This is a genomic window from Dictyobacter kobayashii (assembly GCF_003967555.1).
Taxonomy (GTDB): domain Bacteria; phylum Chloroflexota; class Ktedonobacteria; order Ktedonobacterales; family Ktedonobacteraceae; genus Dictyobacter; species Dictyobacter kobayashii.
The window spans coordinates 920,044-944,226 of sequence record NZ_BIFS01000001.1; the positions used below are offsets into that span (position 1 = coordinate 920,044).

Here is a 24,183-nt window from a genome sequence, read left to right on the forward strand (position 1 = left end):
TGAATACGAAGCGGCGATGATCAGCAACATTTCCTGATCACTGCCGCTTCGTATTCATACGTACAAGCTAAACCATATATTCAGCCAGGGCCTTGATAAGGTGGCCCATCTTTGGATGCTCTGGAATAACATGGGGGGTGACACCATATCCTTCTAGCACACCTGTACAGGTAGGTCCAATAGAAGCTACGATGGTTTTGCTATTCAGCGCAGCAGTCAACTCATAGCTGCAATCCAGTTCAGCAGCTATTACAAACAGGTGACGCACCTGGATCTGGCTGGTGAAGACGATCGCGTCCACCTGTCCAGCGATCAGTTCACGTACCAGGGTGCGCAGAGCATCGGTATTGGTGGGCAGTTGCCATTCATACAGACAGAGCTCTTCTAATTGAGCTCCCCGCTCATGTAGAACAGCAGAGACCAGTTCGTTGCGCTCGCCATAGTGCACGATCCCTACACTTTGTCCCGCCACTTCAAAGGCACTTAGCGTCTGCAACAATTCAGTGCTGGTATAAGGTTCGGGGGCACTGGCCGCGATAGGGATCTGCTCCTTGCGCACCACAGCCGAAGGTTTAGGTCCCCGGCAAATCACGGTGGTCTTACGCAGAGCATCGACTAATTCAGCCCGACGCCCCAGCTGGTCAGCCTCTTGCAAGAGTGCTTTAACGCCAACGCCAGTAAAAAATACCACAGTAGCAATCTGACCAGCGACTAAGCGGTCCACAAATGTGGCTACTGGTTGTGCGGCATTCAAGGAAGCCTCACGGACAGCTGGGACGCTCCAGGCTGTGCCACCATTACGCCGAATCAGATCAGCCATCTCATCACTCATGCGCGCTTCTAATACAGCGATGCGAGCTTCGTGAAAAGCCATGAGCTTACTCCTATTTTTTACTATACTCCACGTAAGTATACCAGAAATATTATGCTTCTTTGTCGCTTACGCCTGCTTCAGCGAATGTAGACATTTCGCTGTGAGTGCGCAGGGCGCCTTCGATGATATGCATAGCCAGGACAGCACCGGTACCCTCGCCTAGCCGTAAATGGAGAGTGAGCAGGGGCTCCAGACCCAATTTTTCGAGGATCAGGCGGTGGCCACGCTCAACCGAGAGATGGCCGGCGAAAAGATAGTCTCGCGCAGCAGGAGCAAGAGCAACGGCGACCAGGGCGGCTGCACTGGAAATAAAGCCGTCGATGATAACTGGAATACGGTGGGCGGCGGCAGCCAGGATAACACCAACCAGGCCAGCTATCTCCAGGCCACCCAGCTTTGCCAGCACATCTAATGGTTGCTCTACATCAGGAACATTGTGCGCGATGGCCTGCTCGATAATGCGCACTTTGTGCGTCAACTGCTGATCATCAATACCGGTACCACGGCCGGTGACATGTTCAGCTGGTACATTCAATAAGCTGGCGGTAATTGCACTGGCCGCGGTTGTATTGCCAATACCCATTTCCCCGGTGGCTACCAGATCCACACCCTGCGCAGCCAGGTTTTCCATCACCTCGATACCAGTAGTAATCGCCTGCAACACCTCAGCCTGACTCATCGCTGCTTCACGTGCCATATTGGCGGTGCCACGGCGCACTTTACGCGACAAGAGTTGGGGATGTTCCAGGTCGGCCGCCACACCGATATCAACCACCGTGACATCCGCCTGCGCCTGCCGTGCCAGTGCGTTGATGGCCGCGCCACCGGCCAGGAAGTTAAGTACCATCTGCGGTGTGACATCCTTTGGATAGGCGCTCACACCTTCGGCGGTTACCCCATGATCAGCCGCCATTACAACTACCGCGCGCCGCTGTACAATTGGTGTCACGCTTCTGGTGATACCAGCCATCTGCACAGCTACCTCTTCAAGGCGACCCAGACTGCCAGCCGGCTTGGTCAGTTGCGCTTGCCGTGCCCGCGCCTGCTCGATACTGTCAGTATCAAGTGCAGTAATCTTCGCCATTACATCATATATATCAGTCATAAAAATACCTTCTTCATATACAATTTTCTGTTTGCTTTCTGTGAGAGAAAGCAAACAGGCAAATAGAACTAGAAATCTATGCCCTTCTGGGCCAGGATACCTTGGTGATAAGGATGTTTGATCTCGGTCATTTCAGTGACAAGGTCAGCATAATCGATCAAAGCCTGAGGGGCGTCGCGCCCGGTAATAATGATATGCATTTTAGGATTGCGCGCCTTTAAGGTCTCCAGCACCTCGTTAACGTCCAGCCAACCATAATTGATCGCATAAGTGATCTCATCCATAATCACCACATCATACAGATCGCTCTCGACCTTGTCGCGGCAGAGCTGCCAGCATTTTCTGGCCAGGGCTTTATCATGCTCCAGATCCTCGCTGTTCCAGGTGAAACCTTCGCCCAGTGGAATGATCTCCACACCCATCTTTTGGGCCGCCCGTACCTCTCCCCACTTGCCGGTCTGTGATTTCAAAAACTGCAGCATCACCACACGCAGCCCCTGTCCCCAGGCACGAAATAGTACACCCAGGGCGGCCGTGGTCTTACCTTTACCATTACCGGTATTGATAATCACCAGTCCTTTCGCTGGTTTGCGCTTGGCACGCATTTCGGCCTGCTCCTTGCGAATACGGGCACGGCCCTCTTCAGTTAATTCTTCAAGTTCACCAGACTCAAATTGAGTCTCGGCATAGTTTTGCTCTTCCATTATTTTTATCCTATTCCACCATGACGTTATCAGTATAAAAAGTAGCGCAGGGTTTCAGGAATGAAACCAGCTAATCCTATACGCTGGCCGTACAATAATCCGGTAACGCCCCTGAAAATTTATCGGGATGAACAACCTGGGCCAGGCAGCGCAGACCCTGTACAATACGTGGCCCTGGACGCTGCATAATATCAGAATTGAGACGATAGACATGATGAGATTTTACCGCATCAATACCACCCCAGTTTGCGCGTTTATACACTGCAGATGGTTGACCGCCATAAAGGGGGTCTTCAGTAAGAATAATGTATTGGGGATTGGCAGCGATAATTGACTCATCGGTTACCTGCGGATAGCCTCCATTGCTGATATTGCTATGAAATATATTGGCGATATTGGCATACTGGGCCATCTCATCACCAAAGGAGCCACCACCAAAGACATAGGGCTTTCCAGGTGTACTATTATCAACTTCAAGCAGAGTTTTAGTAGCTGGCGTACCTTTCACCTGGCTCTGGATCTGGGCAATCTGTTGTCTCATTTGCTTCACCAGCGGCTCGGCCACCTCTTCGGTATGCGTTAAACGGCCAACCAGCTCAATCTGATCCAGGGTCTGGGCAACATTGGGCGAAGGGAGATCAACTACTTGCAACCCCAACTGAGATAACTGGTTATCATAGTTCTTGGACAGCCCCCCGAACTCAATACCAGGTCTGGCTTCAACGCCACGATGCTTTCCACATTAATACCTGAACTACTGGAGACCTTTTTGATAGATGCCAGAGAAGCGGGATAATTAGTAAAAGCATCCACGCCCACTACACGATTCTGCAGTTGTAAGGCGCCTAAGATTTCGCTGACGCTGGGTGCCAGCGACACAATACGCATGGGAGCAATTTTCGGGATCACAATCGGGGTCCCGTACGCATCCAACGCAGGGGTAGGCGTAGATTGTACAGTAGTGGCCGGGGTAGCACTCGACGGCTGGGAAGATTCACCCTGTCCACAAGCAGCCAGGGTCAACAGTAAGCCCAGTAACAAGACCGTTAATAAACGAAATGAGATGACATGGGTGCGCATACACTCGTATCCTTCTAGCTAACGCCCACAGTCACCTCGCGAAAAATAGTAGCCAGCCCAAGACAAAAAGAGATAAGACAGGAGAATGCCTTGGTAGCTCGCTCCTTTTACGCGAAGGATGAAGAGCATAACTCACCAGGCAGGTCTCCTGACTTCTGGCAATACTTATCCGGCCTTCCCGTTCATATACCGAACAGTGGCATTGAGGCAATAAGCATGACGCCAGTTACAGTAGCGCGACTGCGTCGGATTTTCACCGACTTCCCTATTCTGCCAAGACAGCTTGTCTTGACCACCTGATGAAATAAAAATGTAGAGTTATTTACATCAGGTAGTATACAAAGCTTTATCTACTCATGTCAATGCGCAAAATGGTACTCACAGGGCTTTTTACTGTTCCTCTTTGGCGCCTGCGGCGCCGGGTTGGGAATATGGAGTGTGTTTCGCGGCCGCCCACCAAACACACTCCATACCTGAAAGAATGGACATCGGATCGCTTGCTCATGATCTCTGGACGAACATTACAAAGCCCTATGGCACGCACGATTTTATATTAATAGCCACGCTCACGATCAACTGCATTATAGAGTGGCTCGCCTTTGACGTAACGGCGCAGGTTTTCAGTGAAAATCATGGCCACTCGTTCATCATAGTGAGGAGTCATTCCTGAGATGTGAGGGCTCATGAAAACATTGGGGATACCAAACAAGGGACTGCTGGAAGGTAGCGGCTCTTCGGTAAAAACATCCAGGGCTGCCCCGGCAATCTCTTTTTCTTTCAAGGCGTGAATCAGATCCGCTTCATTGCAGACATCTCCGCGAGCGATATTAACAAAGAAGGTTGTATCTTTCATGGCCCGGAAAGCCGCCGCATCAAACATACCTCTAGTGTCAGGAGTCAGTGGTACCGCGGCCACGACTACATCACTCTCAGCCAGCGCCTGGTGAAATTGATCTTTGGGATAGTAATGATCGGGTAGCTTGCCCTCTGGATCACCGATATCAGGGAAAATGAAGCCATGATCTCGATGATCGGGTCGCTGCTCCATAGCAATGATACGCATGCCAAAAGCCCTGGCAAGTCTGGCAACCTCACGACCGATGCTACCGTAGCCAACTACATTGAGCGTCTTGCCACGTAGCTCTTCAGGCATAAACAGGTTGCGCCCTTGCTCATCAGGCCATTGTCCTTTCTGCTTCCACTCTTCAAAACGCGGGAATCGATGGAACCAGGCCAGCATGGTAGTCAAGGTATATTCAGCAATATTGACGGCATGCACACCACTGGCGGTAGTAATGGTAGCCTTAGACTGCGCTAAAGGACTATCAAAGGCCTGATTGGCTCCGGCGGAATAGAGTTGGACCCAGCGCAAATTCGGAGCTTGCTCAGGCGTAGGGAAAGTATTCAAAGTAAAGAGGATCTCAACTTCTTTCCATAGCTCATTGGAAATATCTCCAACCTTAGCCCAGGGCCGCGACTCCACATGGAAATCGGGCGCAATCTCTTGGATGCGCGCCTTCCAACTATCTTCCAACCGTGCGGTCACCAGGATGGTGCGCCCGGAATTATCTGTCTGCTTCACAACAAAATCCTCCAGACATGTTTTCTTCTATGTTATCACGCATAGAACCCACTCAATAGATTAAAGGATGGTCTGTATGCTAAGCATATTGATAACAACACCCTGTTATAATCAGACACTTAAAAACCATACTAAGAGCAAATTCAAAAATATCTAACCTGATAGCGCTGCTCATTCGTACTACAGTTAAGAGATAAGCATTTTCTATGACTATAAGCAAATTCACCATAGGATCATCCATAGCATAAGGGGATTAAATGAAACACCCTTCATTACGTTTATACATGTTTTTGTCGATAGCTGCTGCACTGGTAACTATGGCAGTAAAGTTTATCGGTTATTTTTTAACAGGTTCGGTGGGTTTATTTTCGGATGCGGCTGAGTCGATAGTGAATCTGGTTGCGGCACTCGTGGGCCTCTGGGCATTAATCCTGGCTGAACGCCCTGCTGATGAAGACCATACGTATGGACATACCAAATCCGAATACTTTTCTAGCGGCGTTGAGGGTGCGTTAATCCTGGTCGCGGCACTCATTATTGCGGTGGAAGCTATCCCGCGCCTTTTTCATCCCGAGCCAATAGAGCAAGCCTTCGTGGGTCTGTCATTCTCTGTTGTCGGCGCGATTATCAATGGGGTGCTCGCCTGGTTTATGCTGCAGGCAGGCCAGAAGCAGCGCTCCATTACCTTGCAAGCCGATGCCCACCACTTATTTGCCGACGTGGTTACAACCGTTGGGGTTCTGATCGGTGTTCTGCTGGTAGCTATCACTAAATGGTATATTCTTGATCCTATCGTAGCACTGCTGGTCGCGATCAATATTATCTGGACAGGAGTCAAACTTTTACGCCAGACAGGATTGGGATTGCTCGATACTGCCCTGCCCGGTGAGGATATTGAGGTCATAAATAAGGTTATAGATATCTATCGTGAGCAAGGTATTGATTTCCATGCCTTACGTAGTAGGATGGCGGGGCGCAGGCGCTTTGTATCTTTCCATGTGATTGTGCCAGGAAAATGGACTGTTCTGAAAGGACATACTATTTGTGAAGAGATTGAAATGGCTATTCATAAGGCATTGCCAGATAGTACGGTGTTTACTCATCTTGAACCACAAGAGGATCCTGTTACATTTCAGGATATGGAGTTGGATAGGAGTCCTGTCCTGGAATAATTGTCAAACTGGTAGGTAGTGCATACGTGCGCTGACGCGCCCGAGCGTTTTTATAGGTTGTCCCAGGTGTACTGTGCACACCTGGGACAACCTATAAAAACGCTCTCGGTGGTGCTAAAGTGTTGCTGTTTCGTGCAGGCGTTTGATGTCGACGCCCAATCCGGCAATCATGAGGTAGACACGGGTAGCGGCGGCCGCTACCCGCTGATTGACTAACCCCAATACATCTCGATAGATACGTCCGAGGCTGTAGGCTGGCACAATACCCAGCCCGACTTCATTGGTGACTACGATTAAGGTCTTGCCCGGAGCTAGCTGCGCAACCACTTGTAGCAGGACATCAATCTCTTGCAAGGCACCCGCATAATATTGCGCACTGATCGCGGTATCCTCCTCTAACTGCTCTGCGTCTCCCTGTGAGAAGAGCCAGTTAGAAAGCCAGACCGTCAGGCAGTCCAGGATGATGACATCCGCGACGACGGCAGCCTGTTGGACAGCGTTAACCAGGTGTAGCGGCTCTTCAATGGTCTGCCAGTTAGCGGCACGGGAAGCCTGGTGACGGGCAATGCGATCTCGCATATCTTCATCAGTAGCTATAGCTGTAGCGATAAAGGCGACGCTTCTACCACTCTGCACAGCCAGTCGTTCAGCGAAGGTACTCTTGCCGCTGCGCGCCCCTCCCAATAATAGGACCAGGCGTGGGGGGTCATTTAATGCTGTTACTTCATTATTTATATTCATATTATTTTATCTCTCACATATCATAGCCAGAAGTGCAATAACGTCCATAGCAAGAGTAGCATGACCTCCATTAGCTCGGCCAGGGTACCATAGCTATCCCCGGTCAAACCACCCAGTTGAGCAACCATCCATTTACCCACCAACCAGGTCAACAATGCTGCGCCGCAACAGAGCGCCAGGCCAGTAAGCTGTCCGGCGAACCAGGCAATAACCAGAGTCAGTATAACAGTGCAGAGCAGACGGCCTCGCGTTACCGTCTGGCGAAAGGCAGCTCCCAGGCCCTCTGGACGCGCCGGCGGAAAGATATACATAGCCAGCACCATCATACAACGGGAGATGGGGATAATAGTGAGGAGTGCCCAGGGTAACCATTGAATATCCAGACTCGCCAGCAAGGCGAATTTGAGCAATATGATGCTAACGCCACCCAGCACACCAAAGCTGCCAACCCGGCTATCGCGCATGATTTCTAGCTTTTGTTCGCGGCTGCGCCCACCAAACAAACCATCACAGCTATCCATCAAACCATCCAGGTGCAACCCCCCACTTAGCAAAATCAAGGTAACTACCAGTAGGGCGGCCAGCACAAGTGAAGAAACAAAGGAACCAATGATCCAGTTCAGCAGCACTAAGATGGCCGCCAATAACAGACCAACCAGCGGAAAATAGGCGCTGCCCAGAAAAAGTCTGTTGTCTCTACCATCAGTACGAAATAGTTGCGTGCTCCCTGGAACAGGCAACGTCGTGAGAAAACGAATAGCCGCCACCAGCTCTTTATATTGCTCGAATAGCCAACTCTGGCGTACCGGGTCGGTTGGCTCGGTAGAAACTGGCGGGGCAAACGGTTGTGTCTCAGGCATCAGGCAAAGCTCTCCAAATGTTATTCTTTCATAATCTATTATAGTCTATAGGAAATACAACGATTGGTGATTAAGTAGAGAAAGGGTCGTAGTTGCGGCCACATCTTCTACATCAGCCAGAAAATCAATTGCGCTAATTGAGCCGTAGGCAAAGCTTAGCTGCCAGTAGCGCTCAAACGGGATACCCAATAATGAGCAGACCAGGACTCGGAGCACACCGGAATGGCTCACCAGTACTAGCTCGCCAGCAGGTAAAGTCCGCGCGTCTCGCACCAGCTGCGCAAAGGCCGGTTGCACACGTTGCAGCAACTCAGCCAGGGTCTCACCTCCTGGAGGTGATGAGTGTAGCGGTTTGGTAAAAAAGTCTAACTGGTCAGGATAGCGCGCGGCGATCTCTGCGTATGTCAGTCCCTCCCACTCACCAAAGGAAAGCTCACGCCACGCGGATTGGGTCTGGATAGTTAGTGGAAGTGAGTGTTGTTGTGCCAGCAGTTCGGCCGTCTTAACCGTCCTCTGCAGGTCACTGGCATATACAGCGACTATCGGCCGGGAGTTTAATTGTGCTCCAACCCAGCGCGCCTGCATCTCACCCGTGGATGACAGGGATACATCTTGATGCCCACAGAGACGTCCCTCACGATTCCAGTCCGTCTCCCCATGACGCACTAACCAGAGACGGCTCACATACGGCTCACTTCGCTCCTTCTCGGTTACAAATGGCTGTTCTGAATTATCAGTCATCCCCATTTAGCGTCCTTTTCTTTCTATATAAACTCCTCACTTTGGAGATAGCTTAATACGACTCACAATAGTGAAAATGTATGCACTCTATCTTTAGCTTAAACGTTAGCTCTAATTTTGAGCAGGCGGAACATTACCCACCAGAATAACAGCATCAGGTTGGTAAGGGCAAGGTTATAACATCACTGATTGTGTAGACGGCGGGCAAACTGACTTAAGGTAAAGCACTCAGGCGTCATACCCAGCCAGCAACCACTCACAATCCAGCCAGACCAGGGGGATTGTGCAAATATGCCACCTGGTATAACCCTATTTCCCGGCTTGCCTGCTTATTCTGTATCTTCAATCCACTTGTAAACCGTACCATATTTATGATGGAGTTTATTGGGACACAATTAGGGAATTACCACATCCTGAAACGTCTGGGCCACGGCGGCTTTGCAGATGTCTATCTGGGTGAGCATGTCTACCTCAAAACGCAGGCTGCAATCAAAATCTTGCATACACAGATCGCGCAAGAGGAGATAGATAGCTTCCGCAATGAGGCACTGGTCATTGCACACCTGATACATCCAAATATCATCCGTGTACTGGACTTTGGCGTGGACGAAGCAACTCCTTTTCTGGTGATGGAGTATGCTCCAGGAGGTACGCTGCGGCAGCAGGTCCTTAAAGGGTCCAGGCTGGCGCCAACAACCTTCATGCCCTATGTACGGCAGGTAGCCGCTGCCCTGCAGTATGCCCATGAGCAAAAGCTAATCCATCGGGATGTAAAGCCACAAAATATGTTGCTGGCTCAACATGGAGAGGTCAAACTCAGTGATTTTGGCATCGCCCTGATTGAACAGAATTCGCAGAGTCAGCAAACCGAAGAGGCTGTTATCGGCACCATCGCCTATATGTCACCCGAACAACTCCAGGGCAAAGCTCGCCCGGCCAGCGATCAATATTCTCTGGCGATTGTAATCTACGAATGGTTAACTGGCAACAGGCCCTTTGTTGGATCATCTGTCGAACTGATTACCCAGCATCTTACAGCCCCTCCGCCACCGATTGACGAGCGGGCACTAAATATACCACATGCTTTTACTGAAGTCCTTTTTAAAGCCCTGGCCAAAGATCCGCATGATCGCTTTCCAAGTGTGCAAGCGTTTGCCAATGCACTTGAACAGACCGTCGGGAGCGGAGAAACAATCACGAACACAGTAGCGACGCCACGCACACCGGCATTTGGGAATGAAGAGGTAAGAACAAATAATGTATCAACAACTCAATTACCTGCGGGAGCAAGATTCCAGCAGTCAGCCTCAACTGAATTTCAGCCACCGGCCTCAACCGAATTTCAGCCACAAACAGCAACACCAAAATTCATCAGCGATAAACGCACCCGGTCAATAGTTACAAAAACTAAACCGGTGGTCAAAAAGGCTGCGGGCTGCGCTCGTGGCGTTGTAGTAGCCTTAATCATACTTCCTTTGCTACTCTGTGCCGGGGGCTTCGCAGGTTATGCCTATCTCAACAACCGCAACCCGCCTTCTCAGGCCACGGCAATCGCCAAAGACTTTATGAATGCGGTACGCGCCCGCAACTATGAGCAGGCCTACAACGATCTAGGTGCCTCGGTCGATGGCCATGATGCTTTTATTAAAGAAGCACAGAGCGAAGACCGCTGCTATGGACCAGTAGCCAGCTATAGCGAGACCAATACCTCTGCCCCCAATGGCTCCCAGGTTCATAACTATACGATTAATCGCACTCATCTAAGCAAGCCCTATCATCTACACCTCACACTGAGCAAAGACTTCTGGGGCAACTGGCACGTCACTGATTATAATAGCGATATCGCCACCGGTAATCCAGCCTGCAGCTAATTCGTAGCAAGCAATTATTTCAAATAATATTCTCCAACACTTGACATTTAGGTCGCGTATCATCATTAAATAATAAGAAGTAATCGTTTTCTATCAGAGCAATAAGAAAGGACCCTCTACCTCATGGCTTTAAAATTTGGTGTGATTGTTCCCCAGGGATGGCGCATGGATCTGGTAGGCATTACTGATCCAGTTGAAGGTTATGAGACGATGACGCGTGTGGCCAGGGAAGCTGAGGAGCTTGGCTTTGATTCGATCTGGCTCTTTGACCATTTCCATACAGTGCCACAGCCAACCCAGGAGCCGACTTTTGAGTGTTGGACCAGTACGGCAGCCTTGTCTCGCGATACCAAACGGGTGCGCATCGGCCAGATGGTTACCTGTAATAGCTATCGCAATCCGGCCCTGCTCGCCAAAATGGCGAGCACCGTGGATGTGCTCAGCCATGGACGCTTGAACTTTGGTATCGGCGCGGGCTGGTATGAGCATGAATATAATGCTTATGGCTATGATTTCCCGGATGGTCCAACACGTTTGCGCCAGCTACGCGATGCGCTGCGCATTATTCGTGCTATGTGGACAGAGGAAGAGGCTGTAGTTGAGGGTAAATATCTACATGTCAATGGTGCCATCAATCAGCCTGAAGGCGTGCAGAAGCCGCATATTCCCATCCTGATCGGTGGCGCGGGCGAAAAGGTTACCCTGAAACTGGTAGCGCAATATGCCGATGCCTGTAACATCCAGCACCTGGACAATGAAGGGCTGGCCCGCAAGTTCGCGATCATCAAAGAACACTGTGATAACGTTGGTCGCGACTATAATTCAATCTGGCGCACCGTGCTATTTAATTGCGCGATTGCTGAAACCGATCAAGAGGCGCTGGCCAAAAGCGCTCCCTACCAGCGCAACGTCCCGGCGGATCGTATCCGTCAGCAAGCCCTGGTAGGTACGCCCGACGCCATCTACAAGCGTGTCCAGGAAATCGAACAGGCTGGAGCCCAGGAATTGATCATCTTCCTGCAAGACTCTGCCCAGCTAGAATCCCTGCGCATGTTCGCCAAAGCCTGCATCGGCAAATAATCTTTAAACCCTTGTATGGGTGGGCCTTCACTTCATTGTACCTGGAGATTGGCCCGTCTGGCTATGGTTGGGCAGACGAGCCAATCAGGGAGTTCAAGGCATCCACCAGGGCAGGCCCTGCTGAGCGCAATTCTGTTCGATGGAGCAGTGATAATTTCTTGAGTATTTCTTCGCCAGCAGGGGTCAGAGTGATGAGCACACGACGCTGGTCAGTGGTGTCGCGGGTGCGCTCAATCAAGCCATGCTCGGCCATGCGATCAAGTAGTTCAACCGTACTATGGTGTCGTAACTGTAACCGTTCAGCAATATCGCGGATAGTTGGCGAGCCGTGCAACGAGAGGCCTTTGACGGCCAGCAATAGCTGATGCTGTTGAGGCTCCAACCCCGCCGCACGAGCCGCTTCCTCACTAAAATGAATAAAGCGGCGGATAGCATAGCGAAACTCGCTCAATGCAGAATAATCATTATCAGACAGATCTTCATCAAACATAACTACAGACTCCATTCTTGCGGACTTACCATTCAAAGTCCATTATCCAGGAATTGACTCCTCTTCTACTACTTCAGCCTTACTCGGCTGCCCACGTCTGGGTAGGAGTAAACGAATATGTAGAGGACGCTCACGTAAGCGCTCCTCTTCCAGGTTGTGTGAGCGTGCCTTGAGGAGTGCGCTGAGCGAAATCATTCCCAATAGTTTAGGTGAAGCTTCACTTTCAACAACTGGTAGGCGTGTGAAGCCGCTAGCGGCCATGCGATTGATGACATGACGCAACGGCTCGTCAGGATAGGCCACAACTGGTCGTTGCTGAATCAATTCACCAATTGAGCCGTCCTCAGCATTTATATGCTCTTGTTGCAAGAAACGCTGCAAATCATAGCGGGTTACCACTCCCACAAGCAACTGCTCTTTATTTAATACTGGATAGAGGTGCTGCATACGTTCGTGCCGCGCTAATTCGCCGTTCACCAATTGTGGAAGAGTCGTATGTGAAAGCGTATCAGACAAGGCCACCACATCTGTCCTCATCACTTCACGGGCAAAGATCAATTCCAGGGGATCAATCGCATACTCGCGGCTAAGATGGTAGCCACGACGACTGATCTTTTCCGTTAGAATGGAACGCCGCATCAACAGCACAGTAAAAGCGTGAGCAATAATCACAGCAATTACTAATGGCAGCAACGCGTTGACATCATGGGTTAATTCCAGCGCGAATATAATGCCGGTAAAAGGTGAACGCATTGTACCACCCAGAATAGCTGCCATGCTAATTAAAGCCCAGAAGCCTGCTCCTTCGTGGGGTAGAAACATCGCTTCGATCCCACCCAGCGCACAACCCATCATCAGCAAGGGCGCCAGCACACCACCTGAGGTTCCAGAACCCAGCGAGACACACCAGATAATGGACTTGACCAGCAACACTCCCAGTATGATCTGAGCCGAGACGTTGCCTTGCAACAATGAACCAATTGTATCATAGCCGACGCCCAGTGCTTGCGGAAAAATCAAACCACCAATACCAATGACTAAACCACCGATCATCGGCCACCACATCCAGTGGATAGGCAAGCGGTGAAAAAGGTCCTCAAAGGCATAGACCAGCAGGGTCAACAGGGATGATAAACCGCCAGCCAGCAGGCCGGCCACCACACATCCTAGAAAACCCGTTGGGCCGATAAAGGCGCTATGAGCGGGAACAGGAAAGAGTGGTCCACTGCCAAGCAGATAGTGGCGCAGAATAGCAGCGGCGGCACTGGCCAGCGCCACAGGTACGAGGCTACGCGGCTTCCATTCAAACAGTAACAATTCTACCGCCAGCAAGATAGCGGCAATTGGTGAGGCGAAGGTCGCAGACATACCTGCCGCCGCGCCCGCGACCAGCAACGTTTTACGCTCAACACTGGTCAGATGAAAAAGCTGTGCGATCATCGAGCCAAAAGCTCCACCGGTCATAATAATGGGACCCTCAGCACCGAATGGGCCACCTGAACCGATCGAGATAGCCGAAGAAATTGGCTTTAGGATCGCTACCTTCGGCTCTACTTTGCTCCCATTAATCAAAATAGCCTCGATGGCTTCAGGGATACCATGTCCTCGAATGCGCTCAGATCCATAGCGCGCCATCAAGCCGATCACTAAACCTCCCAACACTGGCACCAGCACTTCAAAAATGCCCAGCTTATTCCCCACAGGAGAGACCAGAGTTGTGTCCCAACGCTGATAGAAGAAAAGATTGGTAAAAAGACCAATGAGCTTCAACAAAATAACAGCAATAAAAGTACTACAGATACCAATACCAATAGCCAGCACAGCAATAAAAAGCATGCGAGGAGTAGTAGTAAAATCTCCTGGCTGCGTCAAGCGATTGTGATCTTCTAATACATCTGCCCGACGCCCGGAAATAGTGGATGCCATAGACGAAACATCTCCTTTACTTATGCAAAGACAATAATCATTTCTCTTTAATTATATCGTATTACGATATAATTGCAAGTCAGCAGCAAAATGGCCTGCAAAAAATTGCAGGCCAGAAAAAGATGGCAACATTCTTAGCTATCGATTGCTATTTTTGTGCGCGGAAGAATGAGCCAGCATGGCGCTCCGGATGCGCACCAGGAGATAGCTGACGATACTCCCACTCACTAGTGCTCCAGCAGTCCAGCTATAGACGGTACTATAGGTCGAGTTTGTTAATCCCAGCCCAAAGAGGGGAAAGAGAACGATCATGGCCAGGCTAAACATGCCGGTTTCAAAGGAAAGCACCATTGCTCGCTGCTCCTCAGGACTATCTTCATTCAGGCGTGTACTGACGGTTGGATAGAGGATCGCGCTTGAGGCCTGAAACAGAATGAGAAAGCCCACCAGGCTGACGATGGCATTGGGAACAATCATTAGCAGCAAGCCTCCTAGCTGGCACAAAACACAGACAGGAATGAGCAAGCGCACCGCTAACCGCCGCATCAGATATGGCGCCAGTGCGGTAAACAGACATTGGCTCAGGCTACTGATCGCCATAATAATACCAATACTACTGAGCGCAAAACCAAGCTCATGAAATTGTAGCTGGACAAAAAAGTAGATGGTGGTGCCACAACTTTCGACCAGGCCAGAGATCAAGATCAGTCCCAGCAATTTCGGCGAATGCCAGACCACTCGCAGGCCTCTTTTGAGGTGCAGCAAGGGATGTGGGCGCTCATGCTCGGCTGCTTGCTGTGGCTCTGTCGCTGCCTTTGGGAGCAGCAACAGGGGAATAATCGCCAGCAGGCACACGACAGCACGACAGATAAAAGGGAGCGTCTGCATCGTATTGCCAAGGTAGCCACCCAGGGTAGTGCCAATCATTTCACTTACAACGCTTAGCATCAATGTCATGCTCAACAACCTGCTATAGCGAGCCGCTTGCTGCTGCACATCATCGGGTGCGGCATAGCCGGTCAGGGTCCAGAGTACGGCCTCGTTGGCACCTCCCAGAAAGGCATAGGAGATGCCAGATACCACAAAGCTGATAAACAAAAATGGCAGGCTGGGGACCAGAAAAAACAGGGTCTCGATGGCTCCCAGTAAACAATAGACGATCAAGCTTTTGCGCCGTCCCAAGAGATCCGCGAAGATGCCGGTCGGCACCTCGGCCACAAATTTGGCCAGGTGAAAAGTCATCTCTAACAGGCCAATCATAAATGGCGAGTAGCCATGCGAGGCCAGATAGATCATCCAGATGGCGCTGGTAAACAGCAGGCGCATGGTGCCGTTATAGCAGAAGAAGCCAACCAACCAGCGGCGCCAGGGCAAAGGTTGTGGCGTGAGTCCAGATGACGCTGGCAACTCTAGCACAGGTTTATTCATTACAAGCAGGCCCTTTCAAAAAATGGAGGTCAGATAAGTAACAGAGAAAACATGTTGGGGGCCTGGCGTGAATACAGAACGGGGAAGGTGGCGCTTTTGATCTTATTCATCCGCTAGCGCAAAGCAAGTAGCTTGCATAAGCAAATGCTAAAGCAGAATAGCGAGAGAATAAGAAGAGATCACAGGAAGGAGGAAAGTAGCTCAACGCCAAATTAAGCATGCCTATTTAGAGCCAGCATGCCTTCAGGTCAGCGCTACTATCCGCCGCACAAGCATTTCAGCGCCAGGCTGCTTATGCGGCAAAGACATGGCCGATACGTGTTGGATAGAGGTGGTGGTAGACCATGCGCAGCACACAGGTAATGGCCGCCACACGGTTTAACTGTAAATCGTTCATAGTCATGATCATAACAACTCTGCCATACCGTGTCAAGGATGAATTTAGTATTTACTACGCAGGTCCACAAGCGGCAAACCGGTCTTGCGGGATACAATTATCTCATGCTTGCGTATATTTAACTCAATTACGACTAGAAATTACTACACTGAAGCTCTGTGACCTCTTTGAGCGTAGTACAGAAAACGCGAGTTTATTTAGAGACAAATGATAAAGGATACAGTTGTTATGCCATCCGATTATAAAAATCCACAAGATCACAATAAAACGATTCTGGTAATAGAAGATGATGGGAGCGTTGGTTCGAGCCTGGTTCAAATTATTGTAGAGGAAACCCAGCATCTAGCCTTTTTAGTAACCGATCCAGAGCAGGCCTTACAGGTATTTGAAGACTTGTTGCCAGATTTACTGGTAATCGATTATCACCTGCCACATATGAATGGGATTCAACTCTATGATTTTCTACAGCAGCGCCGTGAGTTTCAGCATGTTCCGACCATTCTTATCAGCGCGGCACTGCCAAAGGATGAGGTCTTAGCACGCCATCTGTTCGCTTTGAATAAGCCCTTTGATATCGACGAACTCCTCACAGCCATTCACGACTTTTTGGATACATCACATTAAGTCGATTTCTGTGATCCTGGAGATTGCATAGATGAAAATTACATATAAACTACACAGGCACCACATTGACCTTTTTTAGCTCAGCCAATGTGGTGCCTGTGTACTTGTCCTATGGATTAATGTGCTATCTCTTTAAAACCCAATCCCCGTTTTGTTTGGTAACAGTGGAGGGTGGGCCAGGAAACTGCAGCGCTGGTTTACTGGCATTGAGGTAGAGTTGTACATCACGCCAGATAGGACCTGCGCCATCCACACCAGTGACATTAATCATCTGCGAGTTGTCATTATTGCCGGCCCAGACGCCCACTGTATAGCGAGCGGTATAACCCATCGTCCAGTTGTCAACAAACGAGTTGGAGGTACCGGTTTTGGCAGCGGCAGGAATAATCTTACCTGGATTGCCTGCATAACATTGCGAGGTACTGTTGGTATACAGATACAGAGCGCTACACGGCCCAAATTCAATGTTACGAGATGGATTATCGGATAGGACATTGGTCATCATAAAGTCGGCAGCCGGACTTAACACACGCTGGCCAGTTGTATTAGGCTTGAACACGGTCTTGCCATTCTGGTCAGTCACTAGATTAATGGCATGGTAAGGGACGCGTACACCACCATTGGCAAAGGTAGCATAGCCCTGTGTGTTATCAATCAGGCGCACACTTAAAGCGCCCAGCACCATGGTAATATTGGGTGTGCCATAGAAGACATTAGCAGACTTGGACTGGCTTCCATCGCTAATCCCCATCATGTTCTCGGCCGTCTTTAAAGATGCATCGATACCTGCAGCCTGCTCGATCTTAATAGCGGGAATATTCAATGAGTTGTCCAATGCCACTCGATACGGCATCCAGCCACCATAGGTCATGCTATAGTTATGTGGCTGATAGGCGGGCAAACCACAGCACATCTGAATGGTCAGGGGCGCGTCCAGTACCTTTGAGCCTGGACTGGCCACACCTTGCTGGAAAGCTGTCGCGTAGACATATGGCTTAAACGATGAGCCTGGTTGACGATAACCCTGGGTAGCGACATTGAAAGATCCATACTTTGGATCGTTTGGATCAATATTCCCCACAATCGCACTTACAGCACCTGTATGCTGGTCCATGACCACCACAGCGGCATTGGTAATATGATGGGCTGTCATTTGCTGCACATGCAATTTAGCACTGGCCTGCGCATAGTTTTGTAGCTTCAGATCCAGCGCCGTCTTCACCACTAATCCAGAGCGTGAGAGATCCGAGGCTTTGACGCGTAGATCGGTGGTTAGCTCATCCATCACATAGTTGACATAGGTTGAAGCTTGCTCAGGGGGCAGGCCGGTCGCCTTTACAAAGTTTGGCCGCTGTATCTCTTTAATCGCATCAGCTTTCTGCTGGCTATTGATGTAGCCTTGCACATATAGCTGTTGCAATACCTGCAGGGTCCGGTTATAACTATTGCGCGGATAGGCAATGGGATTGCGTAGCTCAGGATTACTGGGAATACCAGCCAGGGTCGCGGACTGTGCGATATCCAGTTGTTGTGCCGCAGTCTGGGTCGGGGTATCATGCAATCCAAAATACCTGGTCGCCGCAGCTTCAGCACCATAGACCATATTGCCGTAATAGATAGTATTGAGATACATACCCATAATCTGCTCTTTGGTATAATGCCGGGTTATCTCAGGGGCAAGAATAATCTCTTGTAATTTACGGAGAGCCGTATCTTTATTGCCAACGATCGTATTCTTCACTAATTGTTGCGTAATAGTACTACCGCCAGCTACAACTCCATGGGCGGTCAGATCTGAAATAGCGGCACGAATAATACCAGTAATATCAAAGCCACTATTTTTCCAGAAATTTTGGTCTTCAATAGCCACTTCGGCATTGACCAGGTTTTTCGAAATCTTGTTTAGTGGAAGCGTTGTCTGGACACCCTCATCAGACTTCTGATAAATCAGGGTATTCTGAGCATCATATATTTTTAAATTGTCTTTTGGCAGGGTGTCTTGCAAGGTCATGACACGACCTTGATACTGTTGGTCAACGGCGTTAGCAAAACCCATGTAGGTGACAAAAACAATCAGTACCACTAATAATACAGAAAAAGCACTGATAATGACCGAGACCATTGTGCGCGTTGTCTTACGTGCTCTGATCTCCACCTGTGTATTTGTACCACGCAGTGTTTTGCGTTTGAGATAGCGTTTGGTATGCCAGCCAGGTTCATGCAGACGTTTATGCGATCCTTCATACATGACTCCTGGGGTTGGCGCTTCAGGGGCCTCACCCAGACGCTGGGCAACGGCAGCCTGACTATAGGCCGGGAGTTTCATAGGTTGACGCCGTTGGGAAGCTACCTCATTATTCGGCGCAACCATCGGAAGAGTACTTTCCTCTTCCGGCGTTGGTGTTTCCCCGGTGCGCATTCCGGTTGCCATATCACTCTGTCTTTCTAGATTTATTGATAAATATAAGTTCTTCTTCTACATAAAACTATGACACATTATAAAAAGTTTCGGCTTATATTGGGATCAATTAGGCAATTTGGGTAGGAAGACACACGACAATTGGGCTGCTAAGAAGATAAACCACTCCCCCTATTATACATCATTTCTATGCTATTATTGCATGATGCTGTACTTTCTATGGTTTTGATAGCTCTCAAATAAGCATGTTCGAAAAGCAAGTGCTTTGTACCTTTGTTCGCGCCTGCGGCACGCAACCTTTTAAATGTTTTGTTCAAGTAAGTGCGCATATGCGCACTTACTTGAACAAAACATTTAAAAGGTCCATCAGCATTGTCAGGATGGAGGTACGGCCAGGGAGCCGACCAGCTCTTGTAAACGCAGGGCGTTGTAGATGGCCTGGGCGTCGGTATCATTGTTGAAATAGGTATAGATTTCGCGCCCATTGTTTGCTTCGGCCGTTAATTTTTGGGACCAGAATGCCAGTTCTTCTTCAGTTAGTCCGATACCGTGAGCTCCTTGATGGAACCGTACATAAGTGAAGGGACCAACGGCAGGCAGATCCAGGGGAGTGGGCAGTGACCCACCCACAGCCAGCACCAGGACATAGCCAGCACTTTGTAGGATCTCTGCGAGTCGAGGAAAATGCTCTGGCTGCAACCAGCTTGGATCGCGGAACTCAAAGGCCGCCGGGTGTGTCGATGGAAGTTGCTGCACGAAAGCTTCCAGGCGCGCCAGATCAACATGCCAATGAGGTGGTAGTTGATAGAGAAAGGGTCCCAGGCGTTCGCCCAGGCCTTCGGCTGCGGTGACAAGACGACTAATACCTTCAGCAGGCTCATGGAGCTTCTTCATATGCGTCAGATAACGGCTCCCTTTGACCGCAAAACGGAAACCCGGATGATCCTGTGTCTGCTGATATAGTGCGGCAAATTGCTCGCGCGTCGGTAAGCGATAGAAACTTCGGTTGATCTCAACGGTAGGAAAATGGCGAGCATAATAGGCCAGTTGCTCTCGCTCAGGAAGCTTCTTAGGATAGAAGCGCTCCATCCAATGTGGATAGACCCAACCCGAAGTACCAATCCAGATCATATTCCCTCCCATTTACTCTGCTCATAACTCGTCAGGCCGCTAACATAGCGCAACATGTGCCTGCTCTTAGTATAGATACGCAGGCACAGACAATTTCGATAGAAGAGCAGACAACTGTTCTGAGATTCCTGGTCACAGCCATCGTTGTGGTCGGACTTACCTACTTCGCTGCCCTGGCACTGGGTCCAATGATAGAACAACTTCGCATGGCATAATAGAATCATCAAACATTTCAAACCAGTCAATGGTCCCTGGCTATTTTTTTAATGGCAATACTATGCTACTATTGGCACAATATTCTAGACCAGATGATTGTTGAGCTTTATAGAGCAAAGGTATTTTTATGGAGAAAACAGAAAAATACAACTATACTGCCCCGGTTACACAGTTGTTGACTATGGGAAAGGCAGAGATTGTAAGTGCTAAAGATTGGCCTGATTACCTGGCATTGGGAATCAGCGCGCAAGACATCCCGAGCTGATCCGCCTGGCGACGAATAAAGAGCTACTGAATACTGATTCGGAAACTGATATCAGCTGGGGACCGATTCATGCCTGGCGCGCGTTGGGAGTGCTGCGCGAGGAGGCTATATCAGCCGTTGAGCCCCTATTAACTATTCCGGCCATTATGGAAGATTCTGAGTGGGCACAGGATGAATTGCCAGAAGTATTGGCGTTGATAGGACCCGACACGTTATCGATACTCGGCTCGATACTGGCCGACCCTACACGCAATCATTGGACACACGCAACTGCCATCGAGAGCATAGGAAAGGTGGCGCTACAAAGGCCCGAAACCTGCGCAAAGGCAGTGAATCTACTAATCGAACAAATGAAGAGAATGGAAGAACTTCCTTCATTTGCAGAAGACGACTATGAATTAAATGCATTCATGATTATAAGCCTGACACGACTCAAGGCCCAGGAAGCACTGCCTGTAATAGAGAGGGCATTTAAAGCTGAGCACGTGGACGAAATGATTACCGGTCCATGGGAGCTGACACAAAAAGAATTCGGGTTGATCACTCAAGAAGAATTCGATCAGCTTTACCCCCCATCACCGCCGTTTTCTCTTTTTGAATCATTTGCTTCCAAGTTTGATGACCGTGAGCCTCCGTCACCCTTTAATCCTTCGACTACAGGCAAAAGTAAATACAAGAATTTAGCCACAACGAAAAAGACTAAACAGAAAATGGCTCAGAAATCCAGGAAGAAGAATCGCAAACACTAGATTATACGCAGTCGTAGTAATCGTAAAAAAGGCCAAATGCATGAGTGAATATCAACGTTACGAATTCATGGCGCTTGATCAACCTCTGACACACACACAACTTGCTGAGGTTGAGGATCTTTCCAGCCATATCGAAGCATCATCCACCTATGCCTTCATCGAGTATAACTGGGGAGATTTCAAGCACGATCCGATAGCAGTACTCCACAAATACTTTGATGGTTTCCTCTATTGGGCCAACTGGGGCTCTCCTGAGTTTGCATTGCGCTTCCCACATGGCATTTTACCCGCCGATCTGCTCCATGACTACGATTGCGATGAGTACGTTACGTTTACCCGGCATTCAAAATACGATATCCTTCATTTTAGCTACGGTGGGCTGGAAGCTCCTGATGAGTGGATTGAGTATGATCTAGGCTCACTGATCGCCATTCGGGATGAGTTAATGGAAGGAGATCTACGTGCTCTTTATATAGCCTGGTTGGCCAGTCAGGATATGCTAAGCAACTACGATGATGAGGAGGAGGACGAGGAGGACGAGGATGAAGGCGGATTTGACAGGGAGGAGGACGAGATCGAGGAGGAACTGGCGGGGATGAAGATAAGGGCGCAGACGAAGAAACGAATAGTACCCCACCGGTGCCACCCGGATTTAAAAAATTGACTGCGGCACAACGGGCACTGGCACAATTATTGCAAGTTCCACCAGAGTTGCTGATGACAGTGGCCCTGCATAGTAGTGATATACCCAAACAAACAACTAAAGATGATTTTGCGGCGTGGGTTGAGTTACTACCGCAGAAGCGTCGCAGCGATTATCTGGTGCGCCTGGCTCGCAATGAACCTGGCCTGAGTCGCTTGCTGATAAAAGAATTACGCGAGCTCGGCCAGCCCGCTAACAAGGCAGATTCAACAGAAAATATACGGATCGCTTACTCTACTCTGCTTGCTGAAAGCAAGAGAGTCAAAGAAAAGTATGAACGTGCGAAGCGTGAAGAGGAGCAGCGGGCACGTCTACAGCACATGAAAAATATCCATGATCATCAAAGCGACTATTGGTATCAGGCTGATCAGGCAGCAATCCGCAAAACCAGTACAGGTTATGACGAAGCGACACGACTATTAGTGGAGCTGCGAGAAGTCGCCGAATACTTTCATGAAACTGAAGAGTTCCAAAAACGTTTCCGCAACTGGCTCATCCCCCATTCACGCAGACCAGCACTTTTACAACGCCTGAGGGATCGTAAGTTTCCATTTCCAGAAGCTCCAGAAGTTTAGGTGCAATACTTCCTTCCTACAACAGCAGCGCACGCAAAAACGTCCATGGTCCAGCAGAGTGGACCATGGACGTTTTTTCACAACTTATGCCTTAGGGCATGGCGTTGACATTTTGCACAAAGTTCCTGGGTGTTCCCAGACCAGTGATATAATCATAACCCGGATGGGCGGTACAAACAAAACCACACCTACCATTGGTGCCGCTGGTAACGTCACGGAAGGAGTCTGGCTGCTGCTTCGCCAGAGTATAGAGCAACTCAGGGGTGATAGGCTTGTTTACCAGGGCCGCAATACCGGACCAGATCGGGGCGGCAACACTGGTGCCGACCATCCCTCTCCAGCGACCCTGTTGGTAGGTGGATATCTGGGTTCCAGCAACCGCTGCAACATCAGGTACACCACGCATGCCATTGGCCTGGGGAATTCCATAAGCTTTCTGGTATGCAGGCTCCGCATAGGTTGATAAGCCACCACCAGAACCATTCCAGGCTGCCTCAACACCTCCGTTAAGAGTTGTTCCACCAACTGCGATTACGCCTGGATAGCTCGCTGGATGGGAGGTTGGTGTATGACCATTATCACCACTGGCTGCAAAGAGCGCCACGTGATTGGGATTATTCGCATAAAGTGACTGATATTGCTGGGTGTTGCCAGTAAAACCATAACTCATATTGATAGCTTTCAATCCAGGAGTGTTGATGATCTCCGATGGTCCCGTGGCCAGACCGGCGATACTCTGTTGCACACTATAGAGCAACAGTTTTGCTTTCGGGGCAACGGCATGGATTGTCTCAAGGTCCAGGGTACCTTCAGCCTCGTCGGCACCGGGAGGGATAGGGTGACCACCCTGATATTTGATGGTCAGACAGCCACTGGCAACAGTGCACGAAGGGAGCCCAAATCTCTGGCTGTATGCGGCCAGGTCTGAGTTGATGGAGGGCAGCCCACCATCAATCACCACGGCCACCAGCTGGCCCTCTCCACCACTAACTCCGGGTAAATTATATTGTTTCCAGAGGTCTTGGGGCGTAAGTCCCACGGCTGGCCCTCCTCCATAAGGAGAGGCCATATGTCTAAAATCAGCGTTTGTGATCCCTCTATGTAGCCTGGAATAGAGGAAGGTAGAGCTCAGTAGTAACATAGCAACCAGCATCAGCAGTAAAGCGTTGATAGGCTTTACCCCTTCATGCTGAATTGAAGCCATGCTACGGCTAAAAGCATTGTAAGCGGTTGGGGTAGTTTTTTCTGTCAATCGGTTGTCCTGACGTAAGCTAAACATGATAACCTCTTGTACATATCGATTGCTACTCCTTTATGCCCTGATAACCATCCCGGGTCAATGTGGCGCGGAGAAACTGAAAGTATAGGGAGTATTAAGTACTAAATTTTTTATTGGCTTATTACTGACCCTGACAATAAGGTATCTACTGTCTCTCGCTTCTTCTTGAAA

The 24,183-nt window shown here is 49.6% G+C and carries 24 protein-coding genes and 1 riboswitch; of the genes, 9 read left to right on the forward strand and 15 right to left on the reverse strand.

The annotated features are described in order from the left end of the window. Window positions 1–67: 67 nt before the first annotated feature. The 6 genes from EL645_RS04055 to EL645_RS04080 all read right to left on the reverse strand — a co-directional run bounded on the left by EL645_RS04055 (window position 68) and on the right by EL645_RS04080 (window position 5,345). Window positions 68–874 carry a uroporphyrinogen-III synthase gene (locus tag EL645_RS04055; protein ID WP_126548836.1) on the reverse strand — a complete coding sequence of 269 codons (807 nt, stop codon included), beginning with the start codon at window positions 872–874 and terminating at the stop codon, window positions 68–70. Between the two features lie 49 nt (window positions 875–923). Further along, window positions 924–1,979 carry a nicotinate-nucleotide--dimethylbenzimidazole phosphoribosyltransferase gene (gene cobT, locus EL645_RS04060; RefSeq protein ID WP_218031723.1) on the reverse strand — a complete coding sequence of 352 codons (1,056 nt, stop codon included), beginning with the start codon at window positions 1,977–1,979 and terminating at the stop codon, window positions 924–926. Between the two features lie 68 nt (window positions 1,980–2,047). Beyond that, window positions 2,048–2,683 carry a cob(I)yrinic acid a,c-diamide adenosyltransferase gene (cobO, locus tag EL645_RS04065; protein ID WP_126548837.1) on the reverse strand — a complete coding sequence of 212 codons (636 nt, stop codon included), beginning with the start codon at window positions 2,681–2,683 and terminating at the stop codon, window positions 2,048–2,050. Between the two features lie 76 nt (window positions 2,684–2,759). Continuing rightward, window positions 2,760–3,335, reverse strand: coding sequence for an ABC transporter substrate-binding protein (locus EL645_RS04070; protein WP_161977091.1), 576 nt, complete (start codon window positions 3,333–3,335; stop codon window positions 2,760–2,762). Further along, a complete protein-coding gene (locus tag EL645_RS43900; protein WP_126548839.1) occupies window positions 3,326–3,763 on the reverse strand; it encodes an ABC transporter substrate-binding protein in 438 nt (145 codons plus the stop codon). Before EL645_RS43900 ends, EL645_RS04070 begins: the two co-directional genes overlap by 10 nt. 121 nt (window positions 3,764–3,884) lie before the next feature. Next, window positions 3,885–4,078, reverse strand: a riboswitch (cobalamin riboswitch). Between the two features lie 238 nt (window positions 4,079–4,316). After that, window positions 4,317–5,345, reverse strand: coding sequence for a D-2-hydroxyacid dehydrogenase (locus EL645_RS04080; protein ID WP_161977092.1), 1,029 nt, complete (start codon window positions 5,343–5,345; stop codon window positions 4,317–4,319). Window positions 5,346–5,602: 257 nt separating this feature from the next. On the opposite strand from EL645_RS04080, the gene EL645_RS04085 reads away from it, so the two are divergent. After that, window positions 5,603–6,517, forward strand: a complete 915-nt coding sequence (locus tag EL645_RS04085) for a cation diffusion facilitator family transporter (RefSeq protein ID WP_126548841.1) — start codon at window positions 5,603–5,605, stop codon at window positions 6,515–6,517. 114 nt (window positions 6,518–6,631) lie between these two features. Here the strand turns inward: EL645_RS04085 and cobU are convergent, their stop codons facing one another. From cobU to cobC, 3 genes are read right to left on the reverse strand one after another with little or no spacing between them, the layout of a single operon-like run. Next, on the reverse strand, window positions 6,632–7,258 hold the full coding sequence (cobU, locus tag EL645_RS04090; protein ID WP_126548842.1) for a bifunctional adenosylcobinamide kinase/adenosylcobinamide-phosphate guanylyltransferase: 627 nt from the start codon (window positions 7,256–7,258) through the stop codon (window positions 6,632–6,634). 20 nt (window positions 7,259–7,278) lie between these two features. Beyond that, on the reverse strand, window positions 7,279–8,118 hold the full coding sequence (cobS, locus tag EL645_RS04095; RefSeq protein ID WP_126548843.1) for an adenosylcobinamide-GDP ribazoletransferase: 840 nt from the start codon (window positions 8,116–8,118) through the stop codon (window positions 7,279–7,281). Window positions 8,119–8,163: 45 nt separating this feature from the next. After that, window positions 8,164–8,859: an alpha-ribazole phosphatase gene (gene cobC / locus EL645_RS04100; protein WP_161977093.1), complete on the reverse strand. Its 696-nt coding sequence runs from the start codon at window positions 8,857–8,859 to the stop codon at window positions 8,164–8,166. A gap of 371 nt (window positions 8,860–9,230) precedes the next feature. On the opposite strand from cobC, the gene EL645_RS04105 reads away from it, so the two are divergent. Together EL645_RS04105 and EL645_RS04110 are read left to right on the forward strand one after the other, a co-directional pair. Next, the gene (locus EL645_RS04105; RefSeq protein WP_126548845.1) at window positions 9,231–10,730 is read left to right on the forward strand and encodes a serine/threonine protein kinase; all 1,500 of its coding nucleotides are present in this window, start codon (window positions 9,231–9,233) and stop codon (window positions 10,728–10,730) included. 123 nt (window positions 10,731–10,853) lie between these two features. After that, complete coding sequence (locus tag EL645_RS04110) at window positions 10,854–11,810, forward strand: LLM class F420-dependent oxidoreductase (protein ID WP_126548846.1); 957 nt, start codon at window positions 10,854–10,856, stop codon at window positions 11,808–11,810. 61 nt (window positions 11,811–11,871) lie between these two features. Here EL645_RS04110 and EL645_RS04115 read toward each other — a convergent pair whose 3' ends face one another. The 3 genes from EL645_RS04115 to EL645_RS04125 all read right to left on the reverse strand — a co-directional run bounded on the left by EL645_RS04115 (window position 11,872) and on the right by EL645_RS04125 (window position 15,654). Then, window positions 11,872–12,300: a MarR family winged helix-turn-helix transcriptional regulator gene (locus EL645_RS04115; RefSeq protein WP_126548847.1), complete on the reverse strand. Its 429-nt coding sequence runs from the start codon at window positions 12,298–12,300 to the stop codon at window positions 11,872–11,874. Between the two features lie 42 nt (window positions 12,301–12,342). Beyond that, the gene (locus EL645_RS04120; RefSeq protein WP_126548848.1) at window positions 12,343–14,226 is read right to left on the reverse strand and encodes a chloride channel protein; all 1,884 of its coding nucleotides are present in this window, start codon (window positions 14,224–14,226) and stop codon (window positions 12,343–12,345) included. A gap of 138 nt (window positions 14,227–14,364) precedes the next feature. Further along, entirely contained in the window at window positions 14,365–15,654 is a 1,290-nt protein-coding gene (locus EL645_RS04125) for an MFS transporter (protein WP_126548849.1), read from the reverse strand. 625 nt (window positions 15,655–16,279) lie between these two features. Between EL645_RS04125 and EL645_RS04130 the strand changes: the two genes are divergently transcribed. Beyond that, on the forward strand, window positions 16,280–16,675 hold the full coding sequence (locus EL645_RS04130) for a response regulator (protein WP_161977094.1): 396 nt from the start codon (window positions 16,280–16,282) through the stop codon (window positions 16,673–16,675). A gap of 124 nt (window positions 16,676–16,799) precedes the next feature. Here the strand turns inward: EL645_RS04130 and EL645_RS04135 are convergent, their stop codons facing one another. Further along, window positions 16,800–19,106 (reverse strand): transglycosylase domain-containing protein, encoded by a 2,307-nt coding sequence (locus tag EL645_RS04135; RefSeq protein ID WP_126548851.1) that lies wholly within the window; start codon window positions 19,104–19,106, stop codon window positions 16,800–16,802. A 363-nt stretch (window positions 19,107–19,469) separates the two neighbouring features. After that, entirely contained in the window at window positions 19,470–20,225 is a 756-nt protein-coding gene (locus EL645_RS04140) for a DUF72 domain-containing protein (RefSeq protein ID WP_218031724.1), read from the reverse strand. A gap of 56 nt (window positions 20,226–20,281) precedes the next feature. Here EL645_RS04140 and EL645_RS39045 point away from each other — a divergent pair, with 56 nt between their 5' ends. From EL645_RS39045 to EL645_RS42350, 5 genes are all read left to right on the forward strand, one after another. Next, window positions 20,282–20,440 carry a potassium-transporting ATPase subunit KdpA gene (locus EL645_RS39045; RefSeq protein WP_161977095.1) on the forward strand — a complete coding sequence of 53 codons (159 nt, stop codon included), beginning with the start codon at window positions 20,282–20,284 and terminating at the stop codon, window positions 20,438–20,440. Between the two features lie 128 nt (window positions 20,441–20,568). Next, window positions 20,569–20,706 carry a hypothetical protein gene (locus EL645_RS39050; protein ID WP_161977096.1) on the forward strand — a complete coding sequence of 46 codons (138 nt, stop codon included), beginning with the start codon at window positions 20,569–20,571 and terminating at the stop codon, window positions 20,704–20,706. Window positions 20,707–20,795: 89 nt separating this feature from the next. Further along, window positions 20,796–21,455 carry a hypothetical protein gene (locus tag EL645_RS04150; RefSeq protein WP_136625162.1) on the forward strand — a complete coding sequence of 220 codons (660 nt, stop codon included), beginning with the start codon at window positions 20,796–20,798 and terminating at the stop codon, window positions 21,453–21,455. A 40-nt stretch (window positions 21,456–21,495) separates the two neighbouring features. Further along, complete coding sequence (locus EL645_RS42345; protein ID WP_246035273.1) at window positions 21,496–22,119, forward strand: hypothetical protein; 624 nt, start codon at window positions 21,496–21,498, stop codon at window positions 22,117–22,119. Continuing rightward, on the forward strand, window positions 22,116–22,733 hold the full coding sequence (locus EL645_RS42350) for a hypothetical protein (protein ID WP_246035274.1): 618 nt from the start codon (window positions 22,116–22,118) through the stop codon (window positions 22,731–22,733). The genes EL645_RS42345 and EL645_RS42350 overlap by 4 nt, the downstream gene beginning before the upstream one ends. Before the next feature lie 91 nt (window positions 22,734–22,824). On the opposite strand, the gene EL645_RS04160 is transcribed toward EL645_RS42350, so the two are convergent. Further along, window positions 22,825–24,012 (reverse strand): S53 family peptidase, encoded by a 1,188-nt coding sequence (locus EL645_RS04160; RefSeq protein ID WP_126548855.1) that lies wholly within the window; start codon window positions 24,010–24,012, stop codon window positions 22,825–22,827. Window positions 24,013–24,183: the final 171 nt, after the last annotated feature.

What these genes read in the sequence shown, in the direction of transcription:
- EL645_RS04055 (WP_126548836.1), bottom strand. Translation starts at nt 874, where the DNA reads ATGGCTTTTCACGAAGCTCGCATCGCTGTATTAGAAGCGCGCATGAGT.
- cobT (WP_218031723.1), bottom strand. Translation starts at nt 1,979, where the DNA reads ATGACTGATATATATGATGTAATGGCGAAGATTACTGCACTTGATACT.
- cobO (WP_126548837.1), bottom strand. Translation starts at nt 2,683, where the DNA reads ATGGAAGAGCAAAACTATGCCGAGACTCAATTTGAGTCTGGTGAACTT.
- EL645_RS43900 (WP_126548839.1), bottom strand. Translation starts at nt 3,763, where the DNA reads ATGCGCACCCATGTCATCTCATTTCGTTTATTAACGGTCTTGTTACTG.
- EL645_RS04085 (WP_126548841.1), top strand. Translation starts at nt 5,603, where the DNA reads ATGAAACACCCTTCATTACGTTTATACATGTTTTTGTCGATAGCTGCT.
- cobU (WP_126548842.1), bottom strand. Translation starts at nt 7,258, where the DNA reads ATGAATATAAATAATGAAGTAACAGCATTAAATGACCCCCCACGCCTG.
- cobS (WP_126548843.1), bottom strand. Translation starts at nt 8,118, where the DNA reads ATGCCTGAGACACAACCGTTTGCCCCGCCAGTTTCTACCGAGCCAACC.
- cobC (WP_161977093.1), bottom strand. Translation starts at nt 8,859, where the DNA reads ATGACTGATAATTCAGAACAGCCATTTGTAACCGAGAAGGAGCGAAGT.
- EL645_RS04105 (WP_126548845.1), top strand. Translation starts at nt 9,231, where the DNA reads ATGATGGAGTTTATTGGGACACAATTAGGGAATTACCACATCCTGAAA.
- EL645_RS04110 (WP_126548846.1), top strand. Translation starts at nt 10,854, where the DNA reads ATGGCTTTAAAATTTGGTGTGATTGTTCCCCAGGGATGGCGCATGGAT.
- EL645_RS04115 (WP_126548847.1), bottom strand. Translation starts at nt 12,300, where the DNA reads ATGTTTGATGAAGATCTGTCTGATAATGATTATTCTGCATTGAGCGAG.
- EL645_RS04120 (WP_126548848.1), bottom strand. Translation starts at nt 14,226, where the DNA reads ATGGCATCCACTATTTCCGGGCGTCGGGCAGATGTATTAGAAGATCAC.
- EL645_RS04125 (WP_126548849.1), bottom strand. Translation starts at nt 15,654, where the DNA reads ATGAATAAACCTGTGCTAGAGTTGCCAGCGTCATCTGGACTCACGCCA.
- EL645_RS04130 (WP_161977094.1), top strand. Translation starts at nt 16,280, where the DNA reads ATGCCATCCGATTATAAAAATCCACAAGATCACAATAAAACGATTCTG.
- EL645_RS04135 (WP_126548851.1), bottom strand. Translation starts at nt 19,106, where the DNA reads ATGGCAACCGGAATGCGCACCGGGGAAACACCAACGCCGGAAGAGGAA.
- EL645_RS04140 (WP_218031724.1), bottom strand. Translation starts at nt 20,225, where the DNA reads ATGATCTGGATTGGTACTTCGGGTTGGGTCTATCCACATTGGATGGAG.
- EL645_RS39050 (WP_161977096.1), top strand. Translation starts at nt 20,569, where the DNA reads ATGGAGAAAACAGAAAAATACAACTATACTGCCCCGGTTACACAGTTG.
- EL645_RS42345 (WP_246035273.1), top strand. Translation starts at nt 21,496, where the DNA reads ATGAGTGAATATCAACGTTACGAATTCATGGCGCTTGATCAACCTCTG.
- EL645_RS04160 (WP_126548855.1), bottom strand. Translation starts at nt 24,012, where the DNA reads ATGTTTAGCTTACGTCAGGACAACCGATTGACAGAAAAAACTACCCCA.